We start from the raw sequence: 16,534 nt of genomic DNA on the forward strand, positions 1-16,534 counted from the left end.
ATTAAATTTATCCTTATCCATTCATATTCTTTTTGTTTTCTTGAGGATAATTTACATTTATCAATAGTAAATCTTATAATGTTATTGTAATAAATATTATATTAGGAAGTTTAAATTAATAATTAGGTTATTATATTTTTAATAATATACGGAGTTGGTAATATGGATGTAGATATGAAGGATAGCATTGGAATAAAGGATGCTATGACCTATAATGTCATTACAGCTACTAGTAACACCACGGTTTCTGAAATAGCAAAAATAATGACTGAAAATGATATAAGTTCGGTGGTTATACTAGATGATGAAGTTGTAGGAATAGTGACTAGTAGCAGTATAATCTCTAAGGTCGTATCAAAAAATATTGCACCAAAGGATATTACGGCCGATATGATAATGACGGATTATATTAGTATTGGATTAAATGCTTCCTTAATTGAAGCTTCATCAATAATGTTAAAAAACAATTCTAAACTAGTATTGGTGATGGAAGATAAACAATTAAAGGGTATCGTTTCACAAACCGATGTAGTTAGAGTTTCACCCGAATTAATTGAATTATTTGTCGAACAAAGCAGTATTGACGAAAGCACTTATTCAGATGATGTTAACTATAAAATAAACTATGACGAAAACTTGGATGAGGGTGTATGTGAAAAATGTGGAGTCTATGATCAACTAGAAGAGGTTGACGGTCAGTTTTTATGTTCTGGTTGTATAGATGAATCAGATGAAGACTAAAAACCATTCAAAATAATACGATAACAAATAACAGGAGAGGAAATTATGCGAAATAAATTAATCAATAAAATAAACACAATCGGAAATCCAGCAAACTTACAAATAACTAAAAAAGCAGACACTGATGGAGATATTATGGAAATAGCTTTTAAAGATGTTGTAACAGCATCTCAAAGTGCATCCATAATCGAAATAGCAAACTTAATGAGTAAAAAAGACTTCAGAAGAGTACCAATAACAGATCCTGGTAGTGGAAAACTAATTGGAATAGTAACGACAATGGATATTCTTGACTTCTTCGGAGGAGGAAAAAAATACAATTTAATAACACAAAAACATCAAGGTAACTTCTTATCCGCTATTAACGCACCAATTAAGGAAATAATGACAACCGGCGTAAAAACAATGACCAACAAAGACACCATAGTTGACGCCGCCACATTAATGTTAGAAGAGGATATCGGTGGATTCCCAGTAGTAAATTCAGAAAACAAAATTGTTGGAATGGTAACTGAAGGAGATATTGTAGATAAACTACATAAATTAATATCAAATGTTGAAGTCCAGGAAGTAATGGCTACAAAATTAATAACAACAACACCAGGTACACCTATTGAAGGTATCGCCAAGATTATGGTAAGAAACTCATTAAGAAGGGTACCTATTGTAGGTGAAGATGCAAATTCACAATCCAAAGAGGAAAAATTATTAGGATTCGTAACAGCATCAGACATACTAAAATACATAGGAGAACACAAGTTATTCGCTAAACTATTCTCCAATGAAGGTGAAGACGTAGTAAATACAACAGTAGACGAATTGATGGTAACCGATTTAATAACAGTATCAAAATATGACAAATTAGGAACAGTTGCAACTTTAATGATGGAAAACAATATACGTGGAGTACCAGTAGTTGATGATGATAAAAATACATTAATCGGTATAATAACAATTAGGGATTTATTAAAATCAATTATTGAATAAAATTTTACAAATGAGAATATTATCTTGACTATAGGTATTTATTATAAGTCATAGATAAATAATAAGTGTACTCAAAAAAACACAAGGAGTCGATTATAATGACAATAGATAAAATAATGGCAAAAGATATTGTAACAGTACGCAAAGATCAAACAGTATTAGATGCAGTAAAACTCATGAGTAAACATAAAATTTCCAGATTGCCTGCAGTTTCAGCCAAAACCGGAGAATTGGTAGGTATAGTTACTGATGTAGACATTGCAACTAAAACATCATCATCAAAATATGAATCTTTACCATTATCACACATAAGGATTTCTACAATAATGACGCACGATGTCATCACAGCAAAAACATCCGATTCTAAATTGTCAGTTCTTAAAACAATGGTAGATAATCATATTGGTGGAGTACCAATCATGGATGAAGATAAAATTGTTGGTATGGTGACAAAAACAGACTTCTTAAAAGACTTAGACAAACAACCATATAATGAAGTAGCAATTAAGGAAATTATGACAAAAAGGGTCGTAACTGTAAGTCCTGACGATAGATATGTCCACGCTAGAAGATTAATGTTGGACCACGGTATAAGACGTTTGGTTGTAGTAAATGCCGGAGTTATTATAGGTATTTTAACAGTTAAAGATTTAGCTAAAACTATCATTGACTTTAAAAAACGTGTACCGGAAAAATATCAGCATTCACAGATAAGAAACTTATTTGTACAGGAAATCATGTCCCAGACTATTGAAACAGCAGACCAAAACGACACAATATCTGACGTAGCTAAAGTAATGGTTGAAAAAGAATTTAGTGGAATGCCAATAGCCGATGAGAAAAATAAGGTACATGGTATAGTATCTAAATCAGATATACTTAAATATATATACAATTATAGTAGAAAACGTGGAAATTACTAAATTTCCATTTTACTATTTTTTTAACATTTGACTTTTAAACATTTTATATTAACAGAACTTTTTTTCATATTCATTTTAAATCTATTTTTTCACAAAAAGATATTAATTTTATGTAAACATATAATTATATAATGATTAATAATAAACAAGTTGGTTATCTTGGTCCCGAGGGGACATTTTCCAATGAGGCAACTATAAAAATAACCGGTTCAAAAGACAACTTATTGGCTTTTGACAATATTATCAGCATCTTCGAAGCATTGACTAATGATGAAATCGATGAAGCAGTAGTTCCAATTGAAAATTCAACCGAAGGATCGGTGATGGTCACATTAGATGCACTTATGCATTATAATCTTAAGATAAAGGGTGAATTCTTACTTCCCATACATCATTATCTATTGGTACAAAAGGGAGTGACAATCGATGACGTTAAACTCATCTGTTCACATCCGCAAGCCATAGCACAGTGCAGGATATACATACATAAAACCAGTAAACAAGTTCGTGCAACATCAAGTACGGCCGATGCTGCAAGATATGTATGTGAATTATCAAATGCCGCCGTTATAGGAAATAAAATGCTATCCCAGAAATATAATCTTGAGATATTGGATGAACAAATACAGGATTATGACAATAATGTTACTAGATTCGCATTAATATCTCATGAAGATGACCTGCAGATAACCTCAAATGATAAGACATCAATTATCATCTCGTTGCATGGTGATAAACCAGGGGGATTATATGAGGTTTTATCAATATTTGCCAGGGATTCTATTAATCTTACGAAAATAGAGTCCCGACCATCCAAAAGGGGAATGGGCAAATACTTGTTTTTTATTGACATGGAAGGTCATAGAAATGAATCCAAGATTGCCAATGCATTGCAGGACGTTAGAAGGAAGGTTGACTTCTTCAAGATATTGGGTTCATATCATCAAATAACAGTTGGGGGGAATTAAAATAGGACCAGGAAGCTCTCGGCGAAAAATAGAACAAAAATTAGAGGATTTAGAAAGACAAAAAGATGAAGGATATATTACCTTAGAGGAATATGATACATTAAGAATCAGATATGAAAGAAAGTTAGGTAATAGGGAGGCAGTTTCCAAACTTCAAGAAAGAAAAGGATTCAAGCCATCAAACATTGCAGAGAAAAAAGCAATCAAAGAAGAATTATACGATGATTTTGTAGACAAGTATGCCAAACAAGAAAATATTGATGCACAGAAGGAGGCATCAAGCTCATTAAGTGGCAAGACTAAGGGAATGCTTCTATTGGTGTTTGTATTGGTGGCATTTACCATAGGGATAGCCGCCGGAATGACTGCATTGCAATCCCATCATCAGGAAGTAATTTCAAATATAACCGTATCGGACTCAGCATTTGTTTCCAACACCACATTAGAACAGGCAAAAAATTTAACTCAACAAAATAATAATATGACATCAACCAATACCAAGAAAACAACCAAAAAATCAACAAATACATACAAGAAAAATTCGACATCAAGTTCAAGTTCATCAAGCTCGGACAGTTCATCCGGTTCAAGCGGTTCTGGTAGTTCATCTAACTCAAGAAGTTCAAGCGGTTCCGGTAACTCCAGATCATCAAGTGGATCATCTGGTTCAAGCAGCTCTAGTAATTCGAGATAATTGATTTAACAATTAATTTAAGGAGACATAATATATGAATAATAAAAAGTTATTATTAATTTCATTATTGGTTATTGTAGGCATGTCAGGGTGCATGGTTGTAAGTGCCGCCAACTTTGAACAGAATGGTGTAAGATTTGAATATCCTGATGATTGGAATCAAGTAAAAAGTGTGGCTGAAGGTACAATTGCTGCCATAGCATATTCTAAGGATAGTAGTATATCGATACTTGTTCAACAGGTACCTTCAGAGTATGGTTCTACATTAGAAGAGGCATATGCGGAAAACAATAAAAGATTGGCGATGATGCCGGGATATACAAACATACAGGAAAATAAGACAACATTAAAAAACAAGAATCTAACCCTTCACAGATACATAGTAAGTGATCAGAATGGATTACAGAAAGAACACATTGCCTCATGGACAAAAATGAGTGACGGTAAGATGTATGTGATATTATATTCGGCTCCGGTTGAAAATTATGAACAATATAAGGGGGCCTATGATGATGTGGTATCATCATTTGTATTAGAAAGTGATCCTAAAGAGTCCATCATTGATCAGGTAACCAACTTATTTAAATAGGTGGATATTATGAAGATTATTCTATGTATTACCGGAAGTATAGCGGCAGTGGAAGATTTAAAACTTGTACATCAATTGCAGCGTAGCGGTTTTGAAGTCGAATGTTTCATGAGTCCCTCAGCATGTGAATTAATCACACCATTATCAATGGAATTTGCAACCAAAAATCCTGTGAATACAAAAATAACGGGTTATGTAGAACATGTTACCAATGCACAGGCAGATTTAATACTAGTTGCACCATCTACGGCAAATACCATAAGCAAGTTTGCAAATAAGATTGCCGATACAAATGTCACCACGCTATTGCTGACTGCCAGCGGCTATGATACACCCATCTTATTTGTACCGTCAATGCACATATCAATGTACAGGGCTATCGAGGAAAACATCAATAAGATAAAAAATCAACATCCTCAGGTACATTTCATGGAACCGGTCAATGCCGAAAGAAAGGCCAAGTTCCCATCAAAGGAAGATATTGTACTGGAAGTAGAGAGAATGTTGTCTGATGCAACATTCAAGAATAAAAATGTTCTGATAACTGCCGGGGCAACGATTGAATCAATTGATCCGATGAGAATCATTACAAATAGAAGCTCCGGTAAAATGGGCGTTGAATTGGCTAAGCAATTCTATCGTCAGGGTGCTAATGTCACGTTATTATGCGGAAGAACACAGAATGATATTCCAAGTAATTTCAATAGCATTCACGTAGAATCAACACGGCAAATGCTTGATGTTGTCACGGAGCTCGTTGATGATATGGATATTTATGTATCTGCAGCGGCCATATCTGACTTTAGGCCTGATAATGATAGTACATCCAAGATTTCGTCAGATAGTGATGTTACATTAAGTCTTGTCAGATTACCCAAAATATTGGAAAAGGTTAAACAATTAAATCCCGACATATTTGCCGTTGGATTTAAGGCAGAATCCGGATTAACTGAAGATGACCTAATCGATAGGGCAAGAAGTCGTATCGAGAAATATGGTGTTGATTTGATGGTTGCCAATGACATTTCAAGGGCTGAATGTGAACCTGGTTCTAATAGTAATGAAGTTTATCTTGTGGATAAAAAGTCATGTGATAAACTGCCTCTTGACTCTAAGAGAAATATATCACAAAAAATAGTTGAAAAAATAAGTGAATTGTATAATTCACATTAAATCCTCTCTTTTTTTGAATTATCATTTTTTGGGAAATGATTTTATGATTTGATTATATTTACTCGTTTTTTAAGAATTGTTAAAATTCCAATTCCAGCGTTACTGGACAATGGTCTGATCCGTAGACATCACTCAATATGCCGGCAGACGTTATGTTGTCCTTCATTTCCTCATTGACGTAGAAGTAGTCAAGTCTCCAACCTGCATTACGTTCTCTTGCACGTGTCCTGTAGCTCCACCATGTATAGTTTTCGGCACTTTCATCAAATAATCGGAATGTATCGATAAATCCTGCCTCTTCAACTTTGTCAAGCCAAGCTCTTTCTTCCGGCAGGTATCCTGATTTTCCTTCACAGTTTTGTGGGCTGTAGACATCTATGGGATTATGTGCAATGTTGTAGTCTCCTGTTACTATGACGTTTTTGCCGTTGTTTTTTAAATCCAGCATTACATCAAGTAGTGCTTCGCAGAAGTCTACCTTGTAATCCAGTCGTTTTGCTTCCATTCCACTGTTGGGAAAGTATATGTTAAATAATGTAAAGTCGGGGTATTCAATTTGAAGAACTCTTCCTTCCTTATCCAGTTCTTCTATTCCAAGTCCTTTCCTGACACTAATGGGCTCTATTTTCGTGTATGTTCCAACACCGCTATATCCCTTCTTTTCAGCCTCATTGAAGTATGTGCTGTATCCTTCTATATTCAATACCTTTTTTGGAATTTTTGATTTTTCGGCCCTTACTTCCTGGAAATTGATTATGTCACCATCAGTATTGTCTAGCCAACTCCAAAATTCCTCTTTTTTGCTTACCGCTCTGATTCCATTAACATTCCATGATACTAGTCTTATTGTCATATAAACTCACTTCATTATATTCTTCTTTTCATTTTCATTAGTAACAAATATCGCTAAAAGTATTTTTCACAAATAAATGCAATATGATCCTTCTCATATGGGTCAAGTTTTATTTCTTCCAATATTCTAAGGCCACCTTCTTCCAGCTTTCTTTTTTCTTCCTTAAAAATAACACTTGGCTTCTTAGTCACATCAATACTTCTGGCTTTAATCATTATTATGCCGATTGTATCTTCCCTTGCAAATAGTTTAAAATTATCCAGGAATAATTTTGTCTGGGTAGCCTGTGCCACATCACTATATATTATGTCAACACTCTCAACAAGGGCCTGGTAATCTGATGGATGGGTTGCATCCTCAAGAAGTGCCAAGAGATTACATCTATTCTTGGAAACATCCAAGAATTCCCTCATCATCGTAGCCGAAAATTCCACACAATAAATTCTTCCATTTGTACATATGTCCGATATGTGTGAAGGGGTAGTACCGGCCGAAGCACCCAGATACAATACGGTAGAATCCTCTTTGAATGGGAATATACTAAGGCCGTTGATGATGGCCGCCGCTAATTTCGAACGCCGGGGATTCCATAACCTGAACTGTTTATCCTCATAGTCCAACAATTTTTCCTGATAAACTTGCACTCCTGGAGTTAAGTTAACAGTAGCAATCTGATTATCTATCTGGTATACGTTTTCACCTATCTTATTTATCTGCATAACTCAAACCTCCTAATATGTATATTCCCCTTTTTTAAGTTTTCTCTTGTTACGTTTGGATTTCTTTCGTTTATCCTTTTTGGATTTTTTGCCCTTTTTTTGCTTTGCATCATCAACTGATTTTTTATTCCTACGTTCAGGGAATGGATTGTCCTTTTTAATTTTTTCAACACGTTCATCCAGCTGTTCTTTTAATTCAGGACTGTACTCACCTGTAAATGCATCACGTCTTGCGGCAATTGTAATTTTACCCGCCACAGCACGTGCAAGCTTTCCCCTATGCCACCAGTTGGATCCGCGAATAGCAGGATGCTGGAAGATAAGCCCATGCTTCGGAGGTTTTTCACCGGTCTTAAGGTGTCTGAATACGGCCTTCTCGGCACCTATAATCTGAACGGTACTTGAAGGAAGCTTCGCCAGATTTTCAAGTCCATTGCAGTGGGCAATCAGCTTGGCCGCCAGGTTGGCACCGGCGACATCATAGAGATTCGGTGCAACATCATGCACCTTCTCCTGAATATACTCCTCCAATGTATTCTTGCTCTCATATAAAGCGTTTAAGCTAAGTGCAAATGATTTGATTATCTCAAGGTCATTATCATTCATTTGAATATCGTACTCGTCGCTTAACGTCACATCGGTACCTTCAAGCAGCGGTGAATTTCTAATGTTTTCACGTGTAGTCTCAAAAGCTATCAGCCTGGTATACAGTTGATGGTTATGCAGCTTGTCAAGCTCCGGAAGATATGGCATACACCATTGACGCAGCCTTTCAATCAGCCTGCCGGTACTGTCCTCCAAGTCCTCCAATGCATTGATTGTTTCAACTATCATCACGTCATTGGTTTTAACCGATTCGGTAATTTTGTTCTTGCTTGCTTCCATGTACTGATTATGTGCAATCTCCAGCAGTTTTTCATTGCTGAAGCCGGAGATATCTCCTATGATATCATATAAATTGTCCCTTACGTGTTTGCCGTAAGAATTGCCCTTTTCTACCATGATATTTTCAAAACATTCAAGGCTTTCATATGCATTCAATGGCTTGTTCGTTTCAATCAGGATATCGTCATACCTGGAGGATAATTCATCTATAAATTCAACTTCATATGAAGTGAGTATACATTTATCAATAGCCTCAATAAGGCTGGCACCATCATCAAGTAATAGTTTTGATGACGCAATTTCATAGTCTTCATTCAATGCTATGAATCCAAAATTTGTTGTTATAATAATGACCTTCATAATTAATAATTTGATTTTCATAATTAATTATGCTTTGCAGCAACTTAATTTTTAAATCCGATGAAACTTTTTTTTAATATTAAGCATTAATATTCATTATGGCTTTATTAGTTTAGTTATTTTTTATTATGTTATTGTACATAAGTATCTTTTTTCAAAATAATGATAAAACTATTGTTTATTACAATAATTCTCCTTAATTTTTTAATTATTAATAACTATGTTAAATAGATAATTTTATTATAATATATTACAAAAATTATTATTGAAAATAAATTAAATTTAATAATCATTTAACATATTCATATTTTCAATTTGTTTATTAAACTAATGATTAATTTAGTTTTTTAGTACGAAAAGTATATGAAATAAATGAATTTTTAATTTATTTTCAAATTTAAAATAGGGGATGTTCTAAGTTCTTGTTAAAATAAAACCGCCGTAATTGTCGAATTATTTAATAAGTTGAGAATATTCCAATGATAATATAACAAATGGAGGTAATTGAAAATGAAATCATTTTCAAAACAATTGATTGTACTTGGATTAGTACTACTGGCATGTGTATCTATCGTCAATGCAACAGATGTATCTGATGATGTTGCAGTCGATTCTATTGAAACGCCTGCAGTTGATACACCACAAATAGAAACAAATGTCCAAGAACAAAGTAATTCTGAATATAATTCTGATATAAATCAGAATGCCAACGGCAACAGGGATATTGAAACAACTTTTTCTGATCAAGTTCTAGATATCCAGGATGACAGATATAACTATCAAACATTAACATTAAATGACAATGTACTTGTACATAGTTCTACCGATTTCCAATTAACCAATGTAGCATTCAATGCTGATGGAAACAACATAACAATAGAAGGATTAACAATAAACAATTATAATGACAACAACAACGGTATAGTTGTCACAGTATCTTCCGGTTCAAGTAATGTAAACATCATTAACAATACTATATCTAACCAGAGAACAGAACATGGAAAAATACAGGCAGTATTTGTTAATTCATCTGAAAATGTAAATATTATTGACAATATTTTAACAGTCGAAGGAGTTCCACAAGCATTAGGTTGGTATAACATTACACCTACAAAATGGTTAAGTGATGCCAAATTATCCGGTGTATTGGTATTAAATTCCGAATCAGTAAACGTATCAAACAATATCATTACAGTATTGAATGCAACCGATTACGGTATTCCGGAGGAATACACTACAGTCGAAGGACTAACAATCAAATCAGGAACTACAAACTCTGTATTTGATAATAATACCATTACAGTCAACGGATCGGAGTACATTTATGGTATATCTGTAAGTGAGGGCGTAACTTACATAAACATTACAAACAATGATGTTTATTTAAACGGTACAAATTACATTTGTGGTATCAACTTGGATAATATTACATATTCAAATATTACTGGAAATCTGATAAATGGTACTTGTCTAAACACGTCAGAAACTCCAATAAGAAGTAACGAATCAATGGCTTATGGTATCAATCTAATTTCACAGAATATCACTATTGATACGGAAACCAATTTCATCAACGTAACAGACAATACAATCAATTTAACCAGTACCATTGCATATGGTATTGAATGTTATTATGTTGATAACATAAAAATAGAGGATAACAAAATTAATCTGACTGCCAACAAGGCTATGGGAATAGCAGCTACAATCATGGATTTATCCAATATTACAGCAAATAAGATTAATGTAACAACATGTAATGATCGTACATTGAAGAATGTGGTTGAAGCTATTCAGCCAGTCACAACAGGTATTTATCTGTTGGCATGTGTTGACATGGAAGGAAACATTAATGATAATATAATAAATGTTACTGAAACAGATGATAGTGGGGATATTTATTCAATTATTTTAACTTCTTCTAATCTTTATGATGAATATGGAGTGAATGATAATTATATGAGTTCATATTCAACTGATACTCAGTTGGATGGGGATGATTCTGTTTATGATGACTGGGAAGAAACAGATGTAAGTAACAATCATGCATTAAGTGAGTGGATTAATCCCTCTTCATCTTTTTTTTCAAATAACCTAATTAATAATAAGCAGCTCAAATCTTCACCCAAAACATCACCAAAAACAATTGTCTTAAATGAAACAACATATGACACTTATATAACTAACGGATACCTTAATGATAATGTATCTGAGGGGGATGTTATCGATATAACATCACAGTTGGACAGTTCTTATTATTCATTAATAATCAATAAGCCTGTCAATATAACCTCTTCTAATGGAGAAGCCCTTTTGATTTTCCATACGGGATCTACAGATAGTTACGGTGGTTATTCAGGGGGTATTTTCAAGGTTTTACCGGAAGGTTCCAATTCCAACATTACAAACATAAGACTTAAAAGTACCCGTGTGAGCATTGAAGGTGCAAGTAATCTTTTCATAGACAACATAACCGTGAATCAAGGTTCTGGAATGGGAGTAGGTTCATTCAGTATCAGAAATAATTCAAATAACGTCACGGTTATAAACAGTATGTTTTTAACCAAGGATAATGGTGGACATAGTAATATTGTATTTGCCGGAGCTCAAAACTGTTTATTTGAAAACAATACCGTGACTGCAGAGGGCAATGTTGGAAATATCGTTTATTTAACCACATATAATACAGTTCCAGTGGTGGGTGATTATTTAAACAACAATATCACCATAAGAAACAATTATATTGATGGAAGCAAGGCATCCGTACAGATGATTTGTTATGGTATAGCTTTAGAAGGTAATGGCATAATCATAGACAACAATACCATTTTATATGGTGGAGAAGTAATCATCAATCAATGGGGTGGAGCAAACATAAACAACGTCACAATATCCAACAACAAAATCCCAAACGGTCATACATACGTAAGTTTCAAGAATACAACAGCATATGGCAACGAAATTAACAATGCACATCTGGCTAATGTAAATGCATACAACAATACATTCGGTACTGCAATATTATCAGACTATAATAATTTAACCGGCAATACTTTCGAATATCTGACATTCGATTCAAGTAACAGGGAGTTAACCAATGACAACAACATATCCAATCTCATCATCAGCGGTTCAAACAACAATGTACATGACCTGAAATTCACTAACCTAACCATCAGCGGTCAGTCAAATAACATAACCAACACACAATCAGAATATGTGTTAATCACGGGTGATAACAATAATTTTACATGTAATAATGTAAGTTCCTCCTATGAATACTCCATCAATGTAACCGGTCAATCAAACACAATAACCGATAACATTATTTATTCATTAACCAAGTGTGGAGATAATGCGGTTTATACTACTAAAACCAATATTATAGAAAATAACCTGCCATTAAACAATGAAACATTTGTCATTACTGACGATAACTACAGCCAATTCTTTGATGAAAATGGATTTGTAAATGCAAATTTAATACCAAATTATGCAAACATAACATTAAATGGCGAATTTTATAATAAAGACTTCAAATTTAGGGATAACGTATACACAATTACTGGAGATGAAGCCGTATTATACAATGCGACAATCTTAAGCAATGATTCTCGGCTTGTTATTTTTAACATCACAATCAACAATACTGGTGTTGCAAATGCAATAAACGTTAATTCCGATGGATCAATACTTAAAAATATTAAAATATATTCTGATAATAGTGGTGATATGGATGCGGTAATATTAAACGGAAATAACATTGAATTTTCAAATAACCTTATTAATATTACTTCCAGTGCAGTTGTTACTGCTATAAAAGTAATTCAAACAGATTCAAATACCATCCGTAATAACACAATATACATTAAAGGAAGTGATGTTGTTGCAGTTAATGTTACCGGAAGCAAAGTATCAAATCATATGGAAGAAAATAAAATCACAGTCAATGCAACAAATGCTATGGGAATACTTGTCAATGCAGACAACATTTCAAGCACTAACCTTTCATATGCAAATATTACAGTTAATGCCTTAGATACAGCAACCGGTATCATCATTGACAATAATGAATGTGCATTGGACAATTATTTATATCGTGTTGTCATCACGCTTAATGCTGAAAATACCAGCTTCATAAAAATAAATCAACAAAACAAAACCTGTGATAATAACACGATAAGTATGTCCTGGTTTAATTCCAATGCTACAAATACTATCGGTATAACCCTCAATGGTGATAATTTTAATTCAGCAGGAACATTGACATTTAATGTTACCACAACCAACTCATTTACAGGTATTAAAATAACAGGAACGAACAATACTATTTACCGTATTGATAGTGAAATTACAGGTTCAAATAAGGCTGATGATTTATCTAAATCACAATTATTATATGTGTATAATTCTGAAAAATTTCAAATAACTTCTCAAAGTTATCATAATCTTACTAATTCTACGGCAATTGTAATAGAAAATACTACAAACAGCGTCATATTTGCCCAAAACATTAATATAAAAGGTGAAGGTGTAGGGTGTATAATATCTAATGTGACAGATACCATATTCCAGACAAATAGATACAATACAAGCAATCCTCTTATAATCACGGATTCTGACAACAACAATTTCACATTTTCTGCATTCAATAATGATGCAACAGTCGTGTTAAGTAATTCCAAAAACAACATATTCAATCGAACCGATTTTAATTCTAACGAATTCACATTTATTGAATTAGAAGAATCAAATACTATATACAGTTCAAATACGTTCCGTAGCAATATGAAATTTACATTGAAAAACTCAACGTTAATGGAAAATAAGATTAATAACATAACATTGATAGAGTCTGATAACATAAATATATTTAAAAACATAATCAATGAAACATTGAACATAAATAACTCTGATAGCATTAACATAACCAACAATACTATCAACACAAATCAGGAGTATACTGTAATATTGAACAATACCTCAAATACACTTGTTAAAGGAAATATCTTATATGCAAGTGAAAAAGAGGGGGATAACTCAGTATTTAACAATGATTCATCAAATACTGTTATTGATAATGCACCGGATGAAGATATAATACTTACCGATGAAAACTATAACCAGTACTTTGATGAGAATTCCAGAATTATAAAGGAAACACCATTTATCAATGTAATACTGGGTTCAGACTTATATAATAAGGACTTGACATTTATCCAGAAAACGAACATGACTAACCCTGATAAGTATACTATATATAATTCAACCATAACATTCACTGATAATTCCAACTACGTGGACAATCTAGTAATAAAAAATATAAACAAGGATTATGCATTTGTCTTAAACGGCTCAACAAGAATAAACAATACAGAAATATATAATGGTACTGTTTTTTCCAGTGCTGAGTCATTTATTTATAATGTAACTATTAATAATACTGATGATAGGATATCTTCAGTAATCAACACAATTATAAGATACTCCAACATTTACCAGGAAAACAGGATTAATCAAGCAAAAGTAATTAGTGGTTCTACAATTGACTACAATAATATTACATTAAATGGTAATGGTACAGTATTTAATAATATAGCTAGGCTCAATTATAATAATATAACAGTTAACTCTTCAGATACTGTTGTAATATTAATCAAAAACTCAACTAATAATCTAACAGTTGAAAATAACAATATAAATGTTACAAGTGAGAATAAAGTTGTTGTAATTGATTATCAGTCACATGATAACTATATAAAAATAGAAAAGAATAATATCACCACCAATACCCTACAAGGTACAACACCATTAATTATCATAAAAGAAGCACCAGTAGATCAAACAAACACAGTTAAAGATAACTATATAGAATCAATAGATTTGAAGGGAAATCATGCAGTAAGTAAAAACAAAAATGTCACTATTTCGAATAATATTCCAGTACAAACCTTGACCATGGTATTGACTGATGATAATTATGGGGAATTATTTGAAGATGAACTATTCATCTTTGATGCAGATGTAATTGAACTTGGATCAGATATCTACAACAAAAACATGATATTTGACCAACAAAACCTTGAATTGACAAATCCTAACAATTACACGATATACAATGGAACCATTACATTAAATCAGGCTAAAAACATTAAAATCAATCATATCAACATAAATAATACAGATAAATCAGTACTACTAATCAATGATGCACAGGTTACTTTTACAGAAAATAACATATACACACAGTCAGATAATCAGGAATTGATAGTACTCAATACTCCAAACTATAAATCTACTATAACGAATAATAATTTAATATCTACCGGTAACAATAATACATTATATGCATTATATTTAAATAATTTGAGAAGCCCTACTTTCAATAATAATAACATGACGATTGAAGGGGATGATAATACCGCAATACGTGTTGTCAGCACTAACAGTAAAACATCTATTGAATCCAGCAGAGTCTTTGTTAATACTGATAAAGCTTCAACTCCAATAGTAGTTGATAAAGCAAGTGTAAATTTCAAAAATAATGTTGTACTAGTCAATACAACCCAAAATGGCGTACCGATAGTCAAAGTAACATATACAAAAGGAGAAGTAAGCAATAACTACATTGAATCATTGGACTTGGTGGGAAACGATGCAGTAGATACAACAGCTACAAAAAAATCAAACACGCCTACCACTACAGGCTACATTTCAAAACTGGATAACATAATACTACCTGAAGAGATAGTGGTAAATGAAGAAAACATTTTAACAATAACGCCGACAGATGCATTCGGACGAGAAATAACAGGAACAGTCACAGTAACCGACGGTGAAAACACATACACTACAGATGACAATGCAATAACCTATACTTCAACAACCACTGGCGATAAGACACTGACAATAACCTACACAGATCCAACCGGCAAATATAACACCACAACAAAAACAGTAGACATCACAGTACAATCACCAACATTAACGATAGATCCTATAACAGCAACAGCAGGGGATATTATTAACATAACCGCGAGAATCACGGCCAATAATCAGACAATAACTAGCATAAATGCAGGTAAAATAGCATTCAAAGTAAACGGAAAAACATTGAAAGATGCTAACGGTAAGGTAATCTATGTAAAAGTAGTAAACGGTACTGCAACCATCGAAAATTACATAGTGCCAACTGACTGGACAAAAGAAGGCACAACAATAGAAGCAATATACTCTGGATCAACAAAATGTGCTAAACTGACAAGCCAAAAAACAGACATCACAGTAGCAAAATCAGTACCAACACTAACAACAGAAAGCATAACCGCCGGTGCTGGAGACACCATCACATTGACAGCTACAATAACCGATGGGGATAAGCTAATCAGCAGTGGTAAAGTAGTCTTCAAGATTAACGGTAAAACAGTCAAAGATGCTAACGGCAAGGTAATCTATGCCAAGGTATCCAACAATCAAGTAAGTGTAACATACACTTTGCCTGATGATATGAAAGCTAAAGATTACAACATAACGGCAGTCTTTTCATCCTCGGACTATGATAGGTTAGAAGATACTAAAGTCTTGACTGTTAACTAAAAAGATATTATGTCTAATTTATATTAGATTTTTTTATCTTTTTCAT

11 protein-coding genes are annotated in these 16,534 nt (G+C 33.1%); 8 read left to right on the plus strand and 3 right to left on the minus strand.

The genetic code is table 11. From position 1 onward, the window contains the following. The first annotated feature begins 162 nt into the window (after positions 1-162). The 7 genes from AW729_RS08450 to coaBC all read left to right on the plus strand — a co-directional run bounded on the left by AW729_RS08450 (position 163) and on the right by coaBC (position 6,075). Positions 163-741, plus strand: a complete 579-nt coding sequence (locus AW729_RS08450; RefSeq protein WP_112124700.1) for a cyclic nucleotide-binding/CBS domain-containing protein — start codon at positions 163-165, stop codon at positions 739-741. Positions 742-786: 45 nt separating this feature from the next. After that, positions 787-1,728, plus strand: coding sequence for a CBS domain-containing protein (locus tag AW729_RS08455; protein ID WP_112124701.1), 942 nt, complete (start codon positions 787-789; stop codon positions 1,726-1,728). Between the two features lie 98 nt (positions 1,729-1,826). After that, the gene (locus AW729_RS08460) at positions 1,827-2,651 is read left to right on the plus strand and encodes a CBS domain-containing protein (RefSeq protein WP_112124702.1); all 825 of its coding nucleotides are present in this window, start codon (positions 1,827-1,829) and stop codon (positions 2,649-2,651) included. A gap of 131 nt (positions 2,652-2,782) precedes the next feature. Beyond that, positions 2,783-3,619 (plus strand): prephenate dehydratase, encoded by an 837-nt coding sequence (gene pheA / locus AW729_RS08465; protein ID WP_112124703.1) that lies wholly within the window; start codon positions 2,783-2,785, stop codon positions 3,617-3,619. Next, complete coding sequence (locus AW729_RS08470) at positions 3,606-4,313, plus strand: hypothetical protein (RefSeq protein WP_112124704.1); 708 nt, start codon at positions 3,606-3,608, stop codon at positions 4,311-4,313. Before pheA ends, AW729_RS08470 begins: the two co-directional genes overlap by 14 nt. A 34-nt stretch (positions 4,314-4,347) precedes the next feature. Then, positions 4,348-4,902, plus strand: coding sequence for a PsbP-related protein (locus tag AW729_RS08475; protein ID WP_112124705.1), 555 nt, complete (start codon positions 4,348-4,350; stop codon positions 4,900-4,902). A gap of 9 nt (positions 4,903-4,911) precedes the next feature. Next, positions 4,912-6,075, plus strand: a complete 1,164-nt coding sequence (gene coaBC, locus AW729_RS08480; protein ID WP_112124706.1) for a bifunctional phosphopantothenoylcysteine decarboxylase/phosphopantothenate--cysteine ligase CoaBC — start codon at positions 4,912-4,914, stop codon at positions 6,073-6,075. Positions 6,076-6,154: 79 nt separating this feature from the next. On the opposite strand, the gene AW729_RS08485 is transcribed toward coaBC, so the two are convergent. From AW729_RS08485 to AW729_RS08495, 3 genes are read right to left on the minus strand one after another with little or no spacing between them, the layout of a single operon-like run. After that, on the minus strand, positions 6,155-6,928 hold the full coding sequence (locus AW729_RS08485) for an exodeoxyribonuclease III (protein WP_112124707.1): 774 nt from the start codon (positions 6,926-6,928) through the stop codon (positions 6,155-6,157). A gap of 53 nt (positions 6,929-6,981) precedes the next feature. Then, positions 6,982-7,647, minus strand: a complete 666-nt coding sequence (locus AW729_RS08490; RefSeq protein ID WP_112124708.1) for a fibrillarin-like rRNA/tRNA 2'-O-methyltransferase — start codon at positions 7,645-7,647, stop codon at positions 6,982-6,984. A 12-nt stretch (positions 7,648-7,659) separates the two neighbouring features. Continuing rightward, positions 7,660-8,892, minus strand: a complete 1,233-nt coding sequence (locus tag AW729_RS08495; protein ID WP_162685871.1) for an NOP5/NOP56 family protein — start codon at positions 8,890-8,892, stop codon at positions 7,660-7,662. 510 nt (positions 8,893-9,402) lie between these two features. Here AW729_RS08495 and AW729_RS08500 point away from each other — a divergent pair. Beyond that, positions 9,403-16,488, plus strand: a complete 7,086-nt coding sequence (locus AW729_RS08500) for an Ig-like domain repeat protein (RefSeq protein WP_112124710.1) — start codon at positions 9,403-9,405, stop codon at positions 16,486-16,488. Positions 16,489-16,534 lie beyond the last annotated feature (46 nt).

Source organism: Methanosphaera sp. BMS (assembly GCF_003268005.1).
In the GTDB taxonomy this organism is placed as follows: domain Archaea; phylum Methanobacteriota; class Methanobacteria; order Methanobacteriales; family Methanobacteriaceae; genus Methanosphaera.

What these genes read in the sequence shown, in the direction of transcription:
- AW729_RS08450 (WP_112124700.1), top strand. Translation starts at nt 163, where the DNA reads ATGGATGTAGATATGAAGGATAGCATTGGAATAAAGGATGCTATGACC.
- AW729_RS08455 (WP_112124701.1), top strand. Translation starts at nt 787, where the DNA reads ATGCGAAATAAATTAATCAATAAAATAAACACAATCGGAAATCCAGCA.
- AW729_RS08460 (WP_112124702.1), top strand. Translation starts at nt 1,827, where the DNA reads ATGACAATAGATAAAATAATGGCAAAAGATATTGTAACAGTACGCAAA.
- pheA (WP_112124703.1), top strand. Translation starts at nt 2,783, where the DNA reads ATGATTAATAATAAACAAGTTGGTTATCTTGGTCCCGAGGGGACATTT.
- AW729_RS08475 (WP_112124705.1), top strand. Translation starts at nt 4,348, where the DNA reads ATGAATAATAAAAAGTTATTATTAATTTCATTATTGGTTATTGTAGGC.
- coaBC (WP_112124706.1), top strand. Translation starts at nt 4,912, where the DNA reads ATGAAGATTATTCTATGTATTACCGGAAGTATAGCGGCAGTGGAAGAT.
- AW729_RS08485 (WP_112124707.1), bottom strand. Translation starts at nt 6,928, where the DNA reads ATGACAATAAGACTAGTATCATGGAATGTTAATGGAATCAGAGCGGTA.
- AW729_RS08490 (WP_112124708.1), bottom strand. Translation starts at nt 7,647, where the DNA reads ATGCAGATAAATAAGATAGGTGAAAACGTATACCAGATAGATAATCAG.
- AW729_RS08495 (WP_162685871.1), bottom strand. Translation starts at nt 8,892, where the DNA reads ATGAAGGTCATTATTATAACAACAAATTTTGGATTCATAGCATTGAAT.
- AW729_RS08500 (WP_112124710.1), top strand. Translation starts at nt 9,403, where the DNA reads ATGAAATCATTTTCAAAACAATTGATTGTACTTGGATTAGTACTACTG.